Source organism: Empedobacter brevis NBRC 14943 = ATCC 43319 (assembly GCF_000382425.1).
GTDB classification, from domain to species: Bacteria; Bacteroidota; Bacteroidia; order Flavobacteriales; family Weeksellaceae; genus Empedobacter; species Empedobacter brevis.
The window spans coordinates 1-18,958 of sequence record NZ_KB908306.1 but is presented as its reverse complement, the minus strand read 5'-3'; the positions used below and the strand labels follow the sequence as shown (position 1 = coordinate 18,958).

At 32.5% G+C, this 18,958-nt stretch carries 18 protein-coding genes and 1 rRNA gene; 13 read left to right on the top strand and 6 right to left on the bottom strand.

From position 1 onward, the window contains the following. Positions 1-159: 159 nt before the first annotated feature. Positions 160-1,515: an orotate phosphoribosyltransferase gene (locus H277_RS0117175; RefSeq protein ID WP_019976862.1), complete on the top strand. Its 1,356-nt coding sequence runs from the start codon at positions 160-162 to the stop codon at positions 1,513-1,515. Between the two features lie 69 nt (positions 1,516-1,584). Here H277_RS0117175 and H277_RS19380 read toward each other — a convergent pair whose 3' ends face one another. Both H277_RS19380 and trmB read right to left on the bottom strand, forming a co-directional pair. Further along, on the bottom strand, positions 1,585-3,033 hold the full coding sequence (locus H277_RS19380) for a M20/M25/M40 family metallo-hydrolase (protein ID WP_019976861.1): 1,449 nt from the start codon (positions 3,031-3,033) through the stop codon (positions 1,585-1,587). A gap of 90 nt (positions 3,034-3,123) precedes the next feature. Continuing rightward, on the bottom strand, positions 3,124-3,801 hold the full coding sequence (gene trmB, locus H277_RS0117165; protein ID WP_019976860.1) for a tRNA (guanosine(46)-N7)-methyltransferase TrmB: 678 nt from the start codon (positions 3,799-3,801) through the stop codon (positions 3,124-3,126). 135 nt (positions 3,802-3,936) lie between these two features. Here trmB and H277_RS0117160 point away from each other — a divergent pair, with 135 nt between their 5' ends. Both H277_RS0117160 and H277_RS0117155 read left to right on the top strand, forming a co-directional pair. Continuing rightward, entirely contained in the window at positions 3,937-4,350 is a 414-nt protein-coding gene (locus H277_RS0117160) for a hypothetical protein (protein WP_019976859.1), read from the top strand. Between the two features lie 176 nt (positions 4,351-4,526). Beyond that, positions 4,527-5,000 carry a DUF6702 family protein gene (locus H277_RS0117155; RefSeq protein WP_019976858.1) on the top strand — a complete coding sequence of 158 codons (474 nt, stop codon included), beginning with the start codon at positions 4,527-4,529 and terminating at the stop codon, positions 4,998-5,000. 54 nt (positions 5,001-5,054) lie between these two features. Here H277_RS0117155 and H277_RS0117150 read toward each other — a convergent pair whose 3' ends face one another. After that, entirely contained in the window at positions 5,055-6,311 is a 1,257-nt protein-coding gene (locus H277_RS0117150) for a D-alanyl-D-alanine carboxypeptidase/D-alanyl-D-alanine-endopeptidase (RefSeq protein ID WP_019976857.1), read from the bottom strand. Beyond that, positions 6,311-7,213 carry a mechanosensitive ion channel family protein gene (locus H277_RS0117145; protein ID WP_019976856.1) on the bottom strand — a complete coding sequence of 301 codons (903 nt, stop codon included), beginning with the start codon at positions 7,211-7,213 and terminating at the stop codon, positions 6,311-6,313. The genes H277_RS0117150 and H277_RS0117145 overlap by 1 nt, the downstream gene beginning before the upstream one ends. A 173-nt stretch (positions 7,214-7,386) precedes the next feature. Here H277_RS0117145 and H277_RS0117140 point away from each other — a divergent pair, with 173 nt between their 5' ends. The 3 genes from H277_RS0117140 to H277_RS0117130 all read left to right on the top strand — a co-directional run bounded on the left by H277_RS0117140 (position 7,387) and on the right by H277_RS0117130 (position 11,011). Beyond that, positions 7,387-8,673, top strand: coding sequence for an OmpA family protein (locus H277_RS0117140; protein WP_019976855.1), 1,287 nt, complete (start codon positions 7,387-7,389; stop codon positions 8,671-8,673). Positions 8,674-8,784: 111 nt separating this feature from the next. Further along, a complete protein-coding gene (gene tgt / locus H277_RS0117135) occupies positions 8,785-9,915 on the top strand; it encodes a tRNA guanosine(34) transglycosylase Tgt (protein ID WP_019976854.1) in 1,131 nt (376 codons plus the stop codon). A 1-nt stretch (position 9,916) separates the two neighbouring features. After that, positions 9,917-11,011, top strand: coding sequence for an LptF/LptG family permease (locus tag H277_RS0117130; protein ID WP_026357700.1), 1,095 nt, complete (start codon positions 9,917-9,919; stop codon positions 11,009-11,011). Between the two features lie 70 nt (positions 11,012-11,081). Here the strand turns inward: H277_RS0117130 and H277_RS0117125 are convergent, their stop codons facing one another. Next, on the bottom strand, positions 11,082-11,723 hold the full coding sequence (locus tag H277_RS0117125; protein ID WP_019976852.1) for a hydrolase: 642 nt from the start codon (positions 11,721-11,723) through the stop codon (positions 11,082-11,084). Positions 11,724-12,172: 449 nt separating this feature from the next. Between H277_RS0117125 and H277_RS0117120 the strand changes: the two genes are divergently transcribed. The 7 genes from H277_RS0117120 (at position 12,173) to H277_RS0117090 (ending at position 18,275) form a co-directional block, all read left to right on the top strand. Next, positions 12,173-13,423 (top strand): hypothetical protein, encoded by a 1,251-nt coding sequence (locus tag H277_RS0117120; RefSeq protein WP_019976851.1) that lies wholly within the window; start codon positions 12,173-12,175, stop codon positions 13,421-13,423. Between the two features lie 143 nt (positions 13,424-13,566). Beyond that, positions 13,567-15,489 (top strand): threonine--tRNA ligase, encoded by a 1,923-nt coding sequence (gene thrS, locus H277_RS0117115; RefSeq protein ID WP_019976850.1) that lies wholly within the window; start codon positions 13,567-13,569, stop codon positions 15,487-15,489. A gap of 60 nt (positions 15,490-15,549) precedes the next feature. Continuing rightward, entirely contained in the window at positions 15,550-16,059 is a 510-nt protein-coding gene (infC, locus tag H277_RS0117110; RefSeq protein ID WP_236901663.1) for a translation initiation factor IF-3, read from the top strand. Between the two features lie 59 nt (positions 16,060-16,118). Then, on the top strand, positions 16,119-16,316 hold the full coding sequence (gene rpmI, locus H277_RS0117105) for a 50S ribosomal protein L35 (RefSeq protein WP_019976848.1): 198 nt from the start codon (positions 16,119-16,121) through the stop codon (positions 16,314-16,316). A 95-nt stretch (positions 16,317-16,411) separates the two neighbouring features. Beyond that, positions 16,412-16,756: a 50S ribosomal protein L20 gene (rplT, locus tag H277_RS0117100; protein ID WP_019976847.1), complete on the top strand. Its 345-nt coding sequence runs from the start codon at positions 16,412-16,414 to the stop codon at positions 16,754-16,756. 87 nt (positions 16,757-16,843) lie between these two features. Continuing rightward, positions 16,844-17,509 carry a phosphatase PAP2 family protein gene (locus H277_RS0117095; RefSeq protein ID WP_019976846.1) on the top strand — a complete coding sequence of 222 codons (666 nt, stop codon included), beginning with the start codon at positions 16,844-16,846 and terminating at the stop codon, positions 17,507-17,509. Then, positions 17,493-18,275: a nitrilase-related carbon-nitrogen hydrolase gene (locus H277_RS0117090; protein ID WP_019976845.1), complete on the top strand. Its 783-nt coding sequence runs from the start codon at positions 17,493-17,495 to the stop codon at positions 18,273-18,275. Before H277_RS0117095 ends, H277_RS0117090 begins: the two co-directional genes overlap by 17 nt. Positions 18,276-18,744: 469 nt before the next feature. On the opposite strand, the gene rrf is transcribed toward H277_RS0117090, so the two are convergent. Further along, positions 18,745-18,853, bottom strand: a 5S ribosomal RNA gene (gene rrf / locus H277_RS0117085). Between the last annotated feature and the right edge of the window lie 105 nt (positions 18,854-18,958).

The following is an 18,958-nucleotide window of genomic DNA, read 5'->3' as shown; positions in this document are numbered from 1 at the left end:
AGAATGCTTTCATTCAAAAAGTAATAAAATTTCATTTTCAGAACAAATTACAAATCAATTCAGTATAAATATTCAATTTTTATTCATTCAGAAATTAATTTCCTCCAAAATGCTACAAATCACTCAAAAACCTATTAACTTTGCTCAAACATTACACAGATGCAACCAAGAGAAGATTTTTTATTGAAAGCTTACGAGCTGGGAATTATAAAATTTGGAAATTTCACTTTAAAAAGTGGTATAGAATCTCCTTTCTATGTCGATTTAAGACCTTTAGCTTCAAGTCCTCAATTACTTAAAACTTTAGCTAACAATCTATTAGACTTAGTAGAAGATGTTGAGTATGATTTGATTTGTGGTGTTCCTTATGCTGCTTTGCCAATGGCAACTACAATGAGTTTAACATCGAACATTCCTTTAATCATCAAGCGAAAAGAAAATAAAGGATACGGGACTAAACGTATGGTAGAAGGTGTTTTTGCTGAAGGCCAATCTTGTCTTTTGGTAGAAGACGTTATCACATCCGGACAATCTTTGTTAGAAACCATCGACCAAGTTGAACGTGAAGGTTTGCGTGTAAAGGATTTGGTTGTCGTATTGGATCGCGAACAAGGAGGCTCAGACAAATTAAAAGAACAAGGTTATAACGTTAAAACATTATTCACAATTAACGAAGTCATCGATATTTTACACAAATATCATCGTTTAAGTGATGATGAAGCGAAAAAGATAAAAGACTTTTTAGCTTTACCTCCAGAAGCAGTTCCTGCAAAACAACGAGTGGCATTGGAGAACAAAAAAATTGTTCACCCGGTAGGAAAGCGTTTGGTTGAATTAGCTTTAAAGAAACAATCCAATTTAATCGCTTCTGCAGATTTAATTACTTCTGAAGAAATTATTGATTTTGCTAAAAAAGTAGGTGATCATATTGTTGCGTTAAAATTACATTCTGATATTATTCAAGATTTTTCTGATAACTTAATTGTTGAATTGAAAAATATAGCGCGTGAAAAAGAATTTTTATTATTTGAAGATCGCAAGTTTGGAGATATTGGAAATACACAAGAACTACAATTCAAAAAATCTATTTATAAAATTTCGGATTGGGCAGATTTAGTAACTGTACATCCAATCGGAGGTTTGGAATCGTTAAAGGTTTTTGAAAATACCGGTGTTATCACAATTGTAGAAATGTCTTCGAAAGGGACATTGACAGACGATTACTATTTTACAAAAGCGATTAATGTGTCTGAACAATCGGGGAATGTTTTAGGAGCAGTTGCCCAACGCCAAGTTCCTGATAACTTATTATTGTTTACGCCTGGTGTTAATATTTCTTCAACTGGAGACAGCAAAGGACAACAATACAACACACCTGAATTGGTTTTCAAAAATTACCATACAGACTTCATGATTGTTGGACGTGGAATTTATAAGGCTGCAGATGTAAAAACAGCTGCAAAAGAATACCAAACATTGGGTTGGATTTCTTACCTACAAAGTTTAAATAATTAGTATTTTTACCCTATAAAGAACAAAAAAGCAAGCTTTAAGCTTGCTTTTTTGTTCTTCTTATTTTATCATTTACTTCAAGACAAATTTATGAGAAATTGTATTTCCTTTTTCATCCGTTATATGTGCCACATAGAACCCTGAAGCCAACCCAGCTATATTTACATTACCTTCCGGTTTTTCAGAATTGAATGTTCTAACACGGCGTCCGCTTGCATCAATAATTTTAATCGAAATCGGTGTTTTAAAATTAAGTTGGTAATTCAATGTTTTATTTGAAATATAAATTTTCGATGTGTTTTTATCTAAGTTATTCGTTTCTAAATTTGCGGCTTGTTTTGCTGCTTCAACAACATACTCAATTCCTAATTTTACAAACTTAGCTGCATGAGTAGACGTATTCCCCATCGAAGCATACGTATCATTTGTTGTATGAATATTAGGATTATCTTCATTCATTCGCGCTTCGAAAGGTAGTGTTGCTGCATAACCATTGTCCGCCCAACTAAAATGATCTGAACATCCATAACCACATTTTGAAGTATCATAAGTAAATTGATGTAAACCTGTTTTATTGTATTCCTCCATCAATTGCATCAAAAAACTATTCAGATTTGTATCACAATAATTATCCGTCATCAAAACGATATCTTTTGCAGAGCCTTTGTAATTTGTCATATCAAATTGAACAAACCCAATCACTTCTTTATTGTCATTTGCATACGATTGTGCTATTTCTTCAGAACCTACTAATCCTATTTCTTCTGCCGCAAAAGCCATCATCTCAACTGATGCTTCCGGTTGAAAATTATTTTTTAATAAAACTCGTAATATTTCTGTAATGGTTGCAATACCGGAGGCATTGTCATCTGCTCCGGGAGCATACGACTGATTCGCATTCCAGCCTACCGTCGAATCTGCATGACCTCCAATAATTACAGAAGCATTATCATTTCCAAATATCTTCAATATTAATGATTTCATTGGTGTACCGACATGATCAACTAATTTTACAGAAATATCTTTCCGCCCGGCTTCAGCAATCATTCCTTCCCAAATTTCTTTAATTTTCAGAATCGCATCATTTGCTTCCTGCCGGGTATGATAACGCGTCTTAAAACCTTCTAGTAACAAAATCATTTTTTCGATTTCCTGTACATCAACATCATTCAAAATTTTTGTTACAAAAGCTTGCTCAGTAATTGTATAATTAAATGCCGTTTTTTTCTGAACAGCTACCTTTTGAAGCGAATTAAGTGCTTCTTCTTGCGAATTTCGATAAACATAACCATGCCCATGAGAAAATTTATGGTGCAAACTTTCAGCAATTGAAGGATGAAAATAGATGGCAGAAAAATCAGCTTTTGAAGATAAAATCTGAATAGAATCTGAATGATTATTTTTTAAAAAATTCGCATTTTCAGTTTCCATTGTGGCAAAGATGAAATCTTTGTTCACTTGAGCAAAAGAAAACAACCCATTCAAAATAAACGGAGTAAGAAATAAAAATTTATTCTTCATAAAATTATATTAGTGTGATAACAAATATAGGATGAATAAATTTTTGTCATTTTATAAAAAACAAAAAATCCATCTGTTGATGGATTTTTGTTAGTATTTCAATTGAAACTTTATATAGGTAATCTTTTTACCTTCCTCTAAAAATTTTGATTCGTAATAGGTTTGTACATCGGTTACAATTGCCGGAATATCAGAATGATCCGGGTGATAAACATCGTGTGTAGAACGAATTACTTCATGACCTTCTATATGAATGACACCATGTGTGTACCCATGTAAAAATTCAGAATCCGTTTTCAGGTTCACTGTTCCTTCCGGTTTCAGGATTTTATGATAACGTCTCAAAAACTCAGGATCGGTTAAACGATGTTTTGTTCTTCTGTATTTAATTTGTGGATCCGGGAAAGTAATCCAAATTTCGCTTACTTCATTTTCAGCAAATAGATGATCAATAATTTCGATTTGTGTCCTAAGAAATCCTGCATTTTCAATTCCTTCTTCCAAACAAGTTTTAGCTCCACGCCAAAATCTCGATCCTTTAATATCTACTCCGATAAAATTACGATCTTTATCACGACGAGCCATTGCAACCGTATATTCTCCTTTTCCGCACCCAAGTTCTAAGACAATTGGATTGTCGTTCTTGAAAAAATCCTTGTTCCAATTTCCTTTTAATGCAAAATTGCTGGTTGCCTCGTCCCTTGTTGGTTGAACAACATTTTGAAAAGTTTTATTTTCGTTAAATCTTCTGATTTTATCTTTTCCCATTTCGGATATATTTTGCACGAAATTACAAGATTTTGATTAATCTAAAAAACCGTTCTAAAAACACATAAATATCAGCAAATAGTATTTATGTAAAAAGGTTTGTTATTTTTGTAATGAAAAACTAAAATTAGAAAAATGGATTTTATTAAACAATTTCATAGTGGTTGGGCTTATCTGGTAATTTTGATGGGTGTTATCTTTGTGATTTCAACATTAATTTATGCGATTTCCAAAAAAGATACTGACGCTACAATTAAGAAGATCGGATTATTTACAACGATCACTTTCCATGTACAATTGTTAATTGGATTAGTGTATTACATTATGATGTTTTCTGCATTAGAACCATCAAACATTATGTCTGATTCTGCATTAAGATTAACATTTGTTGAACATCCAATGATGATGATTGCCGGTGTAGTATTTATGACAATTGCAAATGCAAAACTAAAACGTTCGACAACTGTCCCAATGAATGTCGCTATTTTTGCAATCATCGGGTTAGTTTGTATTTTAAGTAGAATTCCTTACCACATTTGGTTTGCTTAAGATTTAGCATAACTTCATAAAAAGAGTATTAATCAGTTTAATACTCTTTTTATTTCCTTGATTTACAATTTTTTTATTCTAATTTCGTTTAGAAACAATCCACGATACTTTTGTTTTTAGATTTTAAGAAATTTTGGCACTTGATTTGAACTGGATCGTATAAACTAAGAAATAAAATGAAACATTTAAAATATCTATTCTCTTTACTTTTGGTTTTAATCACTTTTAACCTAAGTGCCCAGGATTTTCATACGGCAAATATCAAAGTTGACTATGAACAAGAAACAGGTACTTTAAACATAACTGCCCGTACCTTTACAAATCAATTGGAAAAAGCAGTTGGTGCTGATGTTTCAAATAAATCAAATTTTGAAAACAAGTTAAAATCGTATGTGAACAGTAAAGTTGATGTCAAAGTCAACGGAAAAGCTTTAGGAACATCTTATTATGGTTATCAGGTTAATGATAAATCGACAAGAGTGTTCTTTAAATTTGATAAAATTTCTGATATCAGTTCGATTGAATTAAGAGTGGCTTTGCTGACAGATATTTTTAATGATCAACAAAACATTGTAACCTTTGACGTCAAAAACAAAAAAGATACGAAAGTCTTAACAGGAAGTAATGATGTGGTAAAACTATCGTTCTAAATAAAAAAATAAAAAAAAATCTTCCGAAGCGGAAGACTTTTTTTTATTTTTTTATTAATAATGATCTCTAATCATTTTCAAAAGTTTTTCATTTTCACTTCTGATTAAAGTTAAATTTTTGATTGAATTATTGTTCATCAAACTAAAAATTAACGTCCTACCTGAGTTTGTTTTCAAGTAACCACTCAACGTCACATTATTATTCAATGTTCCGGTTTTTGCATAAATATAAGGCTGACCTACATCTTTGTATCTATTTTTTATAGTTCCGGTTTTGCCTCCTATCGGAAAAATAGAGAACAATCGTTGTTCAGAAAATTCGCTGTACATTTTTTCTAAAACCTGAACCAAACTTTGTGGTGTAAACAAATTATAACGCGATAAACCCGAACCATCAAACCATTCAGGTTGTTGTTTCAAATCTTTTAAAAAATTCTTTTTTGAATAATTTATAACCTGAACCGAACTTAATTTACCGGACAATGTGCTGGATGCTAAAATCAAAAGATGCTCTGCCAAAAAATTATCGCTGTTCTCCATCATCTCACGATAAACATCATCTGCTCGCTGACTGTAAAATAGTTTGAAATCTTTAGGCATCGAAGTCTTCACCATATCCACTGGTTTTCCTAAAATTTGAGACAATGATTTTTCAACCACCGTTTCATTTACAATAAACGGAACTTTCTCTGAACGTTTTTTATTACTGATATAAAATTTATTATCGTAAAAATCACGTGGCTCAGTCATTTCTCTAATTTCAGTTAACTCCTCAAAATAGGTAGGAAAAGTTCTTACCGAATTTCCATTTTTAAAAATGGATACTAAATTTTCATTAATCGGGAATTGACTTCTTTCCGGAGCATAATCCTTTCGAAAATCATCCCATGTCCAACCTGGCAAAAAAGATTCTTCATCGAAATTATTCCAATGAAAAATTAGTTTTGTTCCATTATTTTTCAGAAAGTCTACTGCGCGTGTATTCTTATATTTCGGATGTAAAAAAGTCGGATCTCCGGTTCCTTCTATATGCAATTCATCTCCTATCAACTGATATTTGAATGCAGGAATCGAATCATTCAACATTTTCATCGCTGTATAGAGTGTAAAAATTTTAGTGTTGGATGCAGGTATAAAAAATTTATTCCCGTTATAATTATAAATTTCTTCTTTGGTTAACGGATCATATAAATAAAATCCGGTGAATTGTGTGGAATAAAAATCTGAATTGAGATGCTGATCAATCAATTCTTTCTGCGCAAAAAGATGCACAGAAAAAAAAATTGATCCTATTATAAATAAATACTTCATTAATCTTTATTCTCGAAAGGGATTGTTGTCGAATTACTATCATTTTTAATAATCATCTCTGTATGCGGATAAGGTATCGAGATATTATTCTCATCCAAAGCATATTTTACAGCTTTGTACAATTGCCAATAAGCTGTCCAATAATCACTATTCTTCACATAACAACGTACAGCCAAATTTACACTGCTTGCTGCAAACTCCAATATTTCAACGGTCTTAGATTGTGTATCATCTACCAATTCATTTTTTTCCAAAACGCCTAATAAAACTTCACGCGCCTTATCAAAATCATCGTTATAAGAAATTCCTATATTTACATCTAATCGACGATATTCTTTGACGGAATAATTTACAATTGGATTATTAAACAAATTTGCATTTGGTAGCGTCACAACCTGTCCTTTTGCAGTAGCAATCACTGTATTTAATAAACTGATTGATTCGACAGTTCCTTCATTTCCTTGTGAAACAATATAATCTCCTACTTTAAACGGTTTGAAAATGATAATTAGAATTCCCGCTGCAAAATTTGACAAAGACCCTTGCAGTGCTAAACCAATTGCCAAACCAGCCCCACCCAATGCGGCAATTAAACCAGAGGCATCTAAACCCAATCGTGAAACAACAAACATTATCACGATCATTTTTAGAACAATATTTATAATCGGAATAAGAAAAGTACGAATAGATAAATCCACGTTACGAGCAATCATACGTTTTTCTATCAATTTTTTCAATTTACCCGCCAACCATAAACCAATTACTAAGGTAAATATGGCAGAGACCAAGCTCCACCCCACTTCAGACCCTTTCGTAATTAACCAGTTCGTAATATATTCTACATCTTTGATAGGTGTTGAAATCACATCCTGTAAACTATCAACCTTGTCTTGTTCTTGCATAATATTTTTTTAGTAATTCAGCGGATAAAATTAATTCCAATCTTACATCTTTTCAAAAAAAACAAAAATTTATCATTTTTTTTAACTATTTTTAATAAATCTGAATACTGGTACAGTATTCGTTAAGAATACATTACAACAAAAAACAACTATAAATTAAAATTTTAAAAACTATGAACATTATTGAGTTAGTGAAAGGGTATATTACTCCAGATTTAATTTCTAAAACTTCATCAGAATTGGGTGAAAGTGATTCAGGAATTTCAAAAGCAATCAACGCTTTTATTCCCATTATTTTGGGAGGTGTTTTAGAAAAAAAGAATTCTACAACAGGATTGTTCCACACCATTAAAACATTTGGTGCTTCGCGTGGATTAGCTAACATTTCGACAGAACAACAAACACCGGATACAATCAAAGAATTAATTCAGGTTATTTTTGGTTCAAATGCACAACCTATCATTTCTAAAATTGCAGAATACGCAGGTATTTCAACTGCTTCTTCTTCAAAATTATTCGATTTAACTGCCTTAACAACTTTTGGTTCTATTGGCAAAGAAGCCGAGTTTAATCATGTTTCTGAATCTGATTTCTTTTCTTCATTGGGTGGAATAAAAGATAAAATAGTAGGTTTAATTCCTGCTGGTTTAGGTCTTGGGTCTTTAGGTTTAGGCACTATGTTTAACGATGCTCATGAAATTACTGAAACAATTGATGTTGCGAAAGATCACATTACTGAGACCGTTACTGAAACAAGAAAAGTGGTTGATGTAGAACCTGAAGAAAAACCTTATGTTGCACCTGTCGATGCTTATGCAGAAACACATCACAACAATAATGACGGTGGCGGATTTTGGAAGTGGATCATTCCGCTGATCATCTTAGCTTTAGCTGCCTTCTTTTTGCTGAAATACTGCAAAGGAAAAGATGAAAAAACAGTCGTAACAGAAGAAACGGAAATAGTCGTTGACTCTTTAACAGAACCTCGTGAAATTTCTACAATCGATTTAGATGGTATTGCGTTAAAAGGATATGCAAATGGACTAGAAGATCAAATTATCAAATTTATCAAAGCTCCGGAATTTGCAACAATGACTGAAGATCAATTGAAAGAAAAATGGTTCAATTTTGATAATGTCAATTTCGTTTTTGGAAAAACAGATCAATTGGAAGCAGGCTCAGAAATCCAATTGGATAATATCGCTGCAATTTTGAAAAAATACCCAACTGCAAAAATAAAGCTTGGTGCTTATTCTGATAAAAAAGGAGATGATGCTAAAAATAAAGAAATTTCTCAACAACGTGCAGATTTCTTAAAAGCGGAATTAACTAAACGCGGTGTAGGTGCACAAGTTGCAGGAGCTGAAGGATACGGAGAAGAATTTGCAAAAGTTCCGGAAACAGCTTCGGATGAAGAAAGAGCTTCTGACCGAAAAATGTCATTACGTTTTACAAAATAATCGTTTCTTAAATTTTGATAATAAGGATAAAGATAACTTTATCCTTATTTTTTTGTTATTTTTTTTCAAACCAACTCGCAACAAGCTAAACAATTAATATCTTTGCACACTATGAAATTTTCAATCGATAAAAAAGACGAATTTTCAAAGGCAAGAGCTGGTGTTGTAGAAACCGATCACGGTAAAATTCAAACACCAATTTTTATGCCTGTTGGTACAGTTGGTACGGTAAAGGCCGTTCATCAACGTGAATTAGAAGAAGATATTAAAGCTCAGATCATTCTTGGAAACACCTATCATTTATATTTGCGTCCGGGAACAGATATTTTGCACAAAGCGGGTGGGTTACATCAATTCATCAATTGGCAAAAACCTATTTTGACAGATTCCGGAGGATTCCAAGTGTATTCTTTGGCAACAAGTCGTAAGAAATCTGAAGAAGGAGTCCGTTTCAAATCGCATATCGATGGTTCTTATCATATGTTTACACCAGAAAAATCTATGGAGATTCAGCGTTACATCGGAGCAGATATTTTTATGGCTTTTGATGAATTAACAGGTATTCCGGCCAAATATCACGATGCTAAACGTGCAATGCATGTGACTCATCGCTGGTTAGAACGTTGTAGAACTTGGTTAAACAACAATCCGGAATATTACGGACACAAACAAACGCTTTTCCCTATTGTACAAGGAAATGATTTTAAAGATTTGCGCCAAGAATCGGCTAAATATATCGCCGATTTCGGGGCTGAAGGAAACGCAATTGGAGGTCTCTCTGTTGGTGAACCAGAACCTGTGATGTATGAAATGACAGATATCGTAACTGAAATTCTTCCACAAGACAAACCTCGTTATTTAATGGGAGTTGGTACGCCTTGGAATATCATCGAATGTATTGCTTTAGGAGTTGATATGTTCGACTGTGTAATGCCTACACGTAATGCGCGTAATGCAATGTTATTTACTTGGAATGGTGTCATGAATATGAAGAATGCGAAATGGAAAGATTGTTTTGAACCATTGGATGAAAATGGAACAAGCTACGTAGATAGCTATTATACGAAAGCGTATGTACGCCATTTGTTTAATGCAAACGAAGCTTTAGGAAAACAAATCGCATCTGTTCATAACCTTGCCTTTTATTTAGATTTGGTAAGAGTTGCAAGAGAACATATCTTAGCAGGAGATTTCGCTCAATGGAAAGAACAAATTGTTCCACAATTAAAACAACGACTGTAGTTTGAAAATAATTGATAAATACATCATCCGAAACTTTATCGGAACCTTTATCTTCATGGTTTTGATTTTGTCTACCATCGCCGTTATTGTCGATCTTAGTCAGAAATTAGGCCGTATTAATGATAGTGGTTCTACTGCCTATGCAGCAATGACTCAATTTTATCCCTATTGGTCAGTCTGGATTATCAATACCTTTCTGCCAATTGCTGTTTTCATCACCGTGATTTATTTTACTTCACGTCTTACGATGCAAACAGAAATTGTAGGTGTGCTTTCGGGTGGAATTAGTTTTTATCGATTTACACTTCCTTACATTTGGGTTGCCCTATTTTTAGCTGTTTCTGCCATGTTGGTAGGAAATGTAATTTTACCCTGGGCAAATATTAAAAAGAATAAATACCAATACTCTCATTTGTTAAGCAATACAGATAAGGAAGATTATTATAAACGACAACGTATTGGTTCGCAAATTTCTCCTAACGAATATGTTTTTGTAGACAGCTACGATAGAACAGATAAAATGGGAAGTTCTTTTATGTATCAAAAATTTGATTCAACAGAATTAAAGAAACAAATCATTGCATCAAGTTTCAATTGGAATGATAAAGATTCTACATATGCTTTAATGAGTGTTTATACAAGGGAAATCAATAAAGATCATACAGAAAAATTGAAGTATGAGCCAAATACAAATATAAAGTTAGCTGCTTCTCCTGACGAAATTTTACCAGAAGAATACGTCGCAGAAACAATGAATACGTTTGAGCTGAATGAATTTATTCAGAAGCAAAAAGCAAAAGGTTCTGCAAATGTAAATACATATCAAAATGAGCTAAATGCGCGTTTGAGTAATCCTTTTTCGACAATTATTTTAACGATCTTAGCCCTATCACTTTCTTCTAAAAAACGTCGTGGAGGAATTGGAATAAACTTAGCTGTTGGAATTTCATTAGCATTTGTGTATATTTTCTTTTCGCAAACAACTTCTACTTTTTCCGAAAATGGTTATGTTTCTCCATTTATTGCCGCTTGGATTCCGAACATTGTTTTCGGATTACTCACCTTATTTTTATACTTCAGACGAGCACGATCATAAATAGATAAAAATGGCTAATGTTTTACATTAGCCATTTTTTATTGCAATCATATTATACCGCTTAAAATTATTATTCCGTTTTATCATAGCTGAATTGAATACCGGCTGTACCTCCCGTATTGATAAATAGCTCCATAAACCCTTGTGAAGTTTCAGCTCTTTTCCAATCTCTTTGCAACTCACAAAACAACTGTGCAACACTAATAGAAATCGCTCCAGCTTGTTCCATTCTGCGAATAGCTGCATCATGAGCTTCTTTTGATGTTCCTCCAACTGCATCTACAACGATATAAACTTCATATCCTTCTTTTAAAGCATCTAACACAGGGAAAGTCAAACATGCTTCTGTCCAAAGTGCTGTCATAATTAGTTTCTTACGACCAGTTTCTTTTACTGCTTCTACAAACTCTTTATCCTCCCAAGAATTAATTGTTGTTCGATCATAAGATTTAACATCATGCAAATGTTTCTTTAGTTGAGGAACTGTTTCTTTATTAAATCCGGTTTCAACATTCACTGTAGACAATACAATTGGTAATTCGTACAATTTAGCCGCTTGTGCTACTCCTGAAATATTATTCAATAGTAATTGTCGATCCATAGAGGCAATCGAATTAACCTGTACAGGTTGATAATCGATAACAATTAATGCTGAATTTTCCGGAGTTAATAAATGATCTTTCTTCTGATCTCTGATAGGTAAACTTGCCATAATTTAATTTTTTAAAATTGTGAATTTATTTTCTTACTCCTGTAAAATTAGGTGTAGATAATGCCAATAATATTGACCTATGTTAATTACAGACAATACGCTCTTTGACTTTACAACATCTCGAATATATACTTGATAATCAAATAAAAAAGCACCATAAATTGTTCCATAAAATTCTATAAACCGACAAACTGATGTTAATTTATTCGAATTAATTTATGATATAATCTCTTTAAATCATTTTCTATCATCACAAGTCAAAAATCAACTCTTTAAAAATTTCGTCAACTTACAGAAAATTAAAAGTAAGGTGATAAATATTTCTCTTTCAGAAAGAAATACTTTTTTATTTAATTGATAATCAGTATATTTAGTTTATTCTAAACTTATACCAATAATAAGTTTTTAGATTTTATAAAAATCCAAGTGTTAAACGAAAATCAGTTGATATGAAAAAAATTATACTCTCTCTTTTTTTAATACTTTCGGTTTCTCTTTTTTCACAAGAAACATTAAATACGATGTTTTACAATGTGTTTAAATTTCCGAACTCACTCCCTCAAAATCGTCAATTTATCTTAAAAAATATTTTAGACGAATACCAACCTGATTTATTTATGATTTGTGAATTAGTATCCGAAAACGGCGCTGATTTAATTCTGAATACTTCGTTGCAAAATCAACCTGATAAATTTGCTCGCGCTCTTTTTGTAGCTGACTCAACCAATTTAGATGATCCTTTACAAACAATGGTTTTTTACAACACACGTAAACTTACTTTAGTTAACCAACAAAAAATCCCAACAGTTTATCGCGACATCAATCAATATTCTTTCCAATTAAATATAACTTCAAACGACACAATTCGTTTAGAAGTTTTTGTTGCTCATTTAAAATCAAGTACAGGACCTGCAAATCGTCAAATACGCTTGGAAATGGTGCAAGAAGTAACAAAATCTTTGAAAAAGCTAACACAACCTAATACATATGTACTTTTTGCTGGAGATTTTAATTTTTATAACTCATCAGAACCTGCTTATCAAGAAATTTTAAATCCAACAAATGCTATTTTGATGATTGATCCACTCAATGCACCAGGAAATTGGCAAAACAATCCAACTTTTAGTTACTTACACACACAAAGCACGCGCGTTTCTAACGTAGGTTTTGGTAGTGGGACTAATGCAGGAGCAGGTGGCGGATTGGATGATCGTTTTGATTTTATTATGATGAGCGAAAACTTCAAGAATAGTACACGCTTATCTTATGTAAATGAAAGTTATAAGGCTTATGGAAATAATGGAGATTGTCTAGATAAAGACGTAAAAGATCCAAACTGTACAGGTATTTACTCGCAAACATTACGAACTAATTTGTACAACATGAGCGATCATTTACCTGTTGTCATGCAATTTAAAATTCACGAAAATTTAAACACAAAAACGTTTGAATCAAAACCATTTATCTGGTTACAATCATCGAATATCACGAATGATAAAATTATGATTGGTATTGATAAAACTCAATTAAACGCTCAAAATAACATACTTTTCATTTACAATTCAATTGGACAATTTGTACAATCGGTTCACATCAATAATCAATCAAATGTAACGATTGATTGCCAAGGTTTAACAGCAGGAATCTATTATATTAAACCAAAACAATCGAACGAAATTTTAAAGTTTATAAAGAAATAATTGTTTCGAAAATAAGATAATTAGATTCAAAACAGTATCACAACTATTTACTTAATATTTTAGCTAAAATCAACCCTTTAAAAATTTCGTCAACTTACAGAAAAGTCGTAATTTTGCATCTTAGTACAAATTCTAAAAGAAAGATGATAAACATTTCTCTTCCAGACGGAAGTGTAAGACAGTATGAGAGTGGCGTAACTCCTATGGATGTAGCGCTGAGCATTAGTGAAGGTTTAGCACGTAATGTAATTTCGGCTATAGTAAACGACAATCAAGTTGAAACAACAACCCCAATCACCAAAGATGCAACGATCAAATTGTTAACCTGGAATGATGAAATGGGAAAGAAAGCTTTTTGGCATTCATCTGCTCACTTATTGGCGCAAGCTATTTTAGAGTTTTATCCGGAGGCAAAATTAACAATCGGACCTGCAATCGAAAAAGGATTCTATTACGATGTTGATTTTGGTGAAGATAAATTTACGGAAGCTGATTTTGCGAAAGTAGAAAAAGCGATGCTTGAAAATGCAAAGAAAAAAGCTGAATTCAAACTATATTCAGTTTCTAAAGCAGATGCCTTAGAAACATATAAAGATAACGAGTACAAAACAGAATTAATCTCTAATCTACAAGATGGGGACATTACTTTCTGTACACACGATAACTTTACAGATTTATGCCGTGGTGGACACATTCCAAATACTGGAATTGTAAAAGCTGCAAAAATCTTGAATGTTGCAGGAGCTTATTGGCGTGGAGACGAGAAAAACAAGATGTTGACTCGTGTTTATGGAATTACTTTCCCAAAACAAAAAGATTTGACAGAATATCTTGAGTTATTAGAAGAAGCTAAAAAACGTGATCACCGTAAATTAGGAAAAGAATTAGGTTTATTTGCTTTCTCTGAAAAAGTAGGTGCAGGTTTACCACTTTGGTTACCAAAAGGTGCTGCTTTAAGAAGAAAATTAGAAAACTTCTTATTGAAAGAGCAACAAAAAATGGGGTACGAAATGGTCATTTCTCCACACATTGGTCAAAAAGAATTGTATGTAACTTCTGGTCATTATGCAAAATATGGTGCAGATAGTTTTCAGCCAATTAAAACACCAAACGAAGGAGAAGAATTCTTATTAAAACCAATGAATTGTCCTCACCACTGTGAAATTTACAAAACATCGCAATGGTCGTACCGCGACTTACCAAAACGTTATGCAGAATTTGGTACAGTTTACCGTTACGAACAATCAGGAGAATTACATGGTTTAACTCGTGTTCGTGGATTTACTCAAGATGATGCACACTTGTTCTGTACACCAGATCAATTATTAGAAGAATTCAAAAAAGTAATTGATTTAGTCCTATATGTATTTACAAATCTTGGATTTGATAATTATTCGGCTCAAATTTCTTTGAGAGATCCTGAAAATAAAGAAAAATATATTGGTACTGACGAAAACTGGGCAAAAGCTGAACAAGCAATTATAACAGCTGCGGCAGAAAAAGGTTTACCAACAGTTGTAGAATATGGGGAAGCTGCATTCTACGGACCTAAGTTAGACTTTATGGTGAAAGATGCATTGGGACGTCAATGGCAATTAGGAACAATCCAGGTCGATTATAACTTACCAGAACGTTTTGATTTAACTTACACCGGAGCAGACAATGAAAAACACAGACCAGTAATGATCCACCGTGCGCCATTTGGCTCTATGGAACGATTCATTGCCATCTTGTTAGAAAATACAGCAGGAAATTTACCACTTTGGTTAACACCAGATTTATTCACAATTTTACCAATTAGTGAAAAATATGTAGAATATGGAGAAAAAGTATTAAATTTGCTGGCTGAAGAAGAAATTAACGGATTGATTGACAGTAGAAATGAGAAAACTGGTAAAAAAATCCGTGATGCTGAAATCAACAAAATTCCTTTCATGTTAATCATCGGTGAAAAAGAAGCAGAAAATGGTACAGTTTCTGTAAGAAGACACGGCGAAGGTGATTTAGGAGAGATGACTATTCAAGCGTTTATCAACTTCATGAAAGAACAAATCAAATTAAAATAATTTAAAAACAGAATAACTATCGCAATTAGAAGAAAAGGCGGCAGAGGTCCAGCCAGAGTAATTAAGGAAGATCAACACAAGATCAATGATAAGATTGACGCAAAAGAAGTTCGCGTTGTTGGAGAAGGTATAGAACCTGGAGTTTACCCAATTTCTAAAGCTTTAGAGCTTGCTCAGGAACAAGGATTAGATTTGGTAATGATCAGTGAAAAAGCCGTTCCACCTGTTTGTCGTGTCGTAGAGTACAAAAAATTCTTATACGAACAAAAGAAAAAAGAGAAAGAACTAAAAGCTAAACAACAAAAAGTTGTCGTTAAAGAAATTCGTTTCGGTCCTCAAACAGATGATCACGATTACGAATTCAAAAGACGTCACGCCAGATCTTTCTTAGAAGAAGGTTCAAAATTGAAAGCTTATGTTTTCTTTAAAGGTCGTTCTATTATCTTTAAAGATCAAGGAGAGATTTTATTGTTACGTTTAGCGCAAGATTTGGAAGATGTTGGAAAAGTAGAACAAATGCCAAAACTTGAAGGTAAAAGAATGATTATGATGATGGGACCTAAAAAATAATTGGGTCTTCATTATCTTACAAAAAATAAAAAACGTTTTAATTTTAAATATTTGTAATCATGCCAAAATTAAAAACAAAATCTGGAGCGAAAAAACGTTTCAAATTAACAGGAACAGGTAAAATTAAAAGAAAACACGCTTTTAAAAGCCACATCCTAACAAAAAAAGAGACTAAACAAAAGAGAAATTTAACTCAGACTGGTTTAGTTGATAAAGCTGATGTTCATTCAGTAAAACAACAATTAAGATTAAAATAAGAACGTGTTCTTATTTGGTTTATTAATTCATTATTAACCCTGTTGATGGGCCTTAAAGTAGAGCAATCTCGCCCACTACAAAAAAATTAAAAATTATGCCAAGATCAGTAAACGCAGTTGCGTCAAGAGCTAGAAGAAAAAGAGTTTTAAAACTTGCAAAAGGATATTTCGGAAGAAGAAAAAATGTTTGGACTGTTGCTAAAAATGCAGTAGAAAAAGGTTTAGTTTACGCTTACCGTGATAGACGTCAAAAGAAAAGAAATTTCCGTGCGTTATGGATTCAAAGAATTAACGCAGGAGCGAGATTACACGGATTATCTTACTCTAAATTTATGGGAGCTGTTCATAAAGCTGGTATTGAATTAAATCGTAAAGTTTTAGCTGACTTAGCGATGAACAATCCAGAAGCTTTCAAAGCTATCGTAGAAAAAGTAAAATAATTTTTTAAACAATATTAAAACGTTTTAAACTTGGCTATTTAGTCAAGTTTTTTTTTGCCTAAATTTGATTAAATATTTTTACTTTTTATGAACCAACAAAAAGATTTATTTCTACGTATCTGGCCTTTTTTTGTCGTATTTTTTATATATAATTTCGCGGCTATCGCCATGACTCAATACTTTGGCAGAGACGAATTACACCTCCATTTCAACAAATATAGCAGCCATTACTTTGACAAATTCTTTGTTTTCTATACTGATTTTGGGACTTATTATTTGTTCTTTATCGTTCTTGCTTATTTATGTTGGAAACATACCAAAAGAATGGTTTTATATTTATTCCTCGCAGAGTCTGTCGCATCTTTGATCAGTCTTTTCTTTAAAAATGTCTATTTTGCGCAAGTTTTACGACCAGGTTATTATTTTTCGCAGAAAAAAATTGATATCGTTCTGGTAAAAGATTATGCTATACAAATGGCCTCTACTTTTCCATCAGGACATTCTTTAACAGCTTCAATAATTGCAATGAGTTTGTGCTTGTTGACAAAAAATAGATGGTTGCAATTGTTTTACGCCTTGTTATTCCCTAGTATTGCCATAAGTCGAATTTATCTTTCGCGGCATTTTGCAATTGATACTGTTGGAGGTTCGTTTATCGGTTTTTTTATTTTTATCTTTACGTATTACATCATCAATTATTATAATCATCCTGTATTAGATCAAAAATTTATCACCAATGGAAAATCAGAATAAACTTAAAATCTCTTTGATTGAATATGATGTTATTTGGGAAGATGCAAAAGCAAATCAAATTTATTTAGATAATTTGTTAACCAATCATCAAACAGATCTTATCTTGTTACCCGAAATGTTTGCGTCTGGTTTTTCGATGAATGTAGAAAAAATTGCTCAAAAACCATTTGGAGAAACTTTTGAATGGATGCAACATAAAGCCAAAGAATTAAATTCTGCATTAGCAGGCAGTATTTCTACACACGAAAACGACAAATACTTTAACCGATTTTATTTCGTCTGTCCTAGCGGTTCTATTTACATTTACGATAAGAAACATTTGTTCAGTTACGGAAAAGAAGCTGGTGTATATTCTGCAGGTGATAAAATTGTAACAATCGATTATAAAGGGTGGCAAATTCGCCCAATAGTTTGTTACGATCTACGTTTCCCTGTTTGGGTTCGCAATACAGAAGAAAATCCTTATGATTTGATCTTATGCAATGCTAGCTGGCCAAAAGCACGGCGAGAAGCATGGGTATCGTTACTCAAAACTCGTGCAATAGAAAATATGGCTTTTGTTGCCGGAGTAAATAGAATTGGGGTAGACGGTTATCATCTCGAATATAAAGGAGATTCGCATTTATTTGATACATTGGGTCAAGATGTAAAAACAATAAACAAACATCCTGAAATATTACAATTTGAGATAGATAAAGAAGAACAGAATAAGACCCGCCAACATTTTAACTTCCTAAATGACCGAGATTCATTTTATTTTGGATAAAATAATAAAATAACATCACAACTACTAATTAAGGCTTAAAAAGATACTTCAAAGACTTTTAGCTCTTATTTAATCAAAAATAGACACTGTAAATTAAAATCATTTAATTATTTGAATTCTATCCTTAAAATTTAAAGGTGTAGAATGAATCGAAGTAAATACTTTCCTAATAATTTCTGAAGACCAGCAAAGAAATAGCTCATTATATACACTGTAAGAGTACCGTTAAATATCATTTAAGATCATTTATATAACTTTTAGGAGAAGACTAAATTGAAGTACAATAAGAATGATTTTACGGAATTCCCTACGTTCAAGGCATACGTACTAAGTAGTGAGTTAATTGTTAGGATCAAGAGTGCTGAAAAAAAGTAAAAATCTTTTCAGGATTCCTTATCCTAAACCTTTATTTTTTATTTTACCCCATAAAAAAAGCCTCAAGTAATTCACTTGAGGCTTTTGATTAAAAAACTGGCGACGACCTACTCTCCCGTAAGTAACAGTACCATCGGCGCAGGCAGGCTTAACTTCTCTGTTCGGAATGGGAAGAGGTGAGCCCTGCAGCTATAGTCACCCTAATATTTTTATATAGGTTTTAGTTCCTATTATTTCTTTGACATTATTGTTTTATTTATTCACACAACCGGTATACTACCATAATCCAAATAAGATTAACTAACCTT

Bases quoted from the DNA above. Each gene is read 5' to 3' on its own strand.
- H277_RS0117175 (WP_019976862.1), top strand. From the start codon at position 160: ATGCAACCAAGAGAAGATTTTTTATTGAAAGCTTACGAGCTGGGAATT.
- H277_RS19380 (WP_019976861.1), bottom strand. From the start codon at position 3,033: ATGAAGAATAAATTTTTATTTCTTACTCCGTTTATTTTGAATGGGTTG.
- trmB (WP_019976860.1), bottom strand. From the start codon at position 3,801: ATGGGAAAAGATAAAATCAGAAGATTTAACGAAAATAAAACTTTTCAA.
- H277_RS0117160 (WP_019976859.1), top strand. From the start codon at position 3,937: ATGGATTTTATTAAACAATTTCATAGTGGTTGGGCTTATCTGGTAATT.
- H277_RS0117155 (WP_019976858.1), top strand. From the start codon at position 4,527: ATGAAACATTTAAAATATCTATTCTCTTTACTTTTGGTTTTAATCACT.
- H277_RS0117150 (WP_019976857.1), bottom strand. From the start codon at position 6,311: ATGAAGTATTTATTTATAATAGGATCAATTTTTTTTTCTGTGCATCTT.
- H277_RS0117145 (WP_019976856.1), bottom strand. From the start codon at position 7,213: ATGCAAGAACAAGACAAGGTTGATAGTTTACAGGATGTGATTTCAACA.
- H277_RS0117140 (WP_019976855.1), top strand. From the start codon at position 7,387: ATGAACATTATTGAGTTAGTGAAAGGGTATATTACTCCAGATTTAATT.
- tgt (WP_019976854.1), top strand. From the start codon at position 8,785: ATGAAATTTTCAATCGATAAAAAAGACGAATTTTCAAAGGCAAGAGCT.
- H277_RS0117125 (WP_019976852.1), bottom strand. From the start codon at position 11,723: ATGGCAAGTTTACCTATCAGAGATCAGAAGAAAGATCATTTATTAACT.
- H277_RS0117120 (WP_019976851.1), top strand. From the start codon at position 12,173: ATGAAAAAAATTATACTCTCTCTTTTTTTAATACTTTCGGTTTCTCTT.
- thrS (WP_019976850.1), top strand. From the start codon at position 13,567: ATGATAAACATTTCTCTTCCAGACGGAAGTGTAAGACAGTATGAGAGT.
- rpmI (WP_019976848.1), top strand. From the start codon at position 16,119: ATGCCAAAATTAAAAACAAAATCTGGAGCGAAAAAACGTTTCAAATTA.
- rplT (WP_019976847.1), top strand. From the start codon at position 16,412: ATGCCAAGATCAGTAAACGCAGTTGCGTCAAGAGCTAGAAGAAAAAGA.
- H277_RS0117095 (WP_019976846.1), top strand. From the start codon at position 16,844: ATGAACCAACAAAAAGATTTATTTCTACGTATCTGGCCTTTTTTTGTC.
- H277_RS0117090 (WP_019976845.1), top strand. From the start codon at position 17,493: ATGGAAAATCAGAATAAACTTAAAATCTCTTTGATTGAATATGATGTT.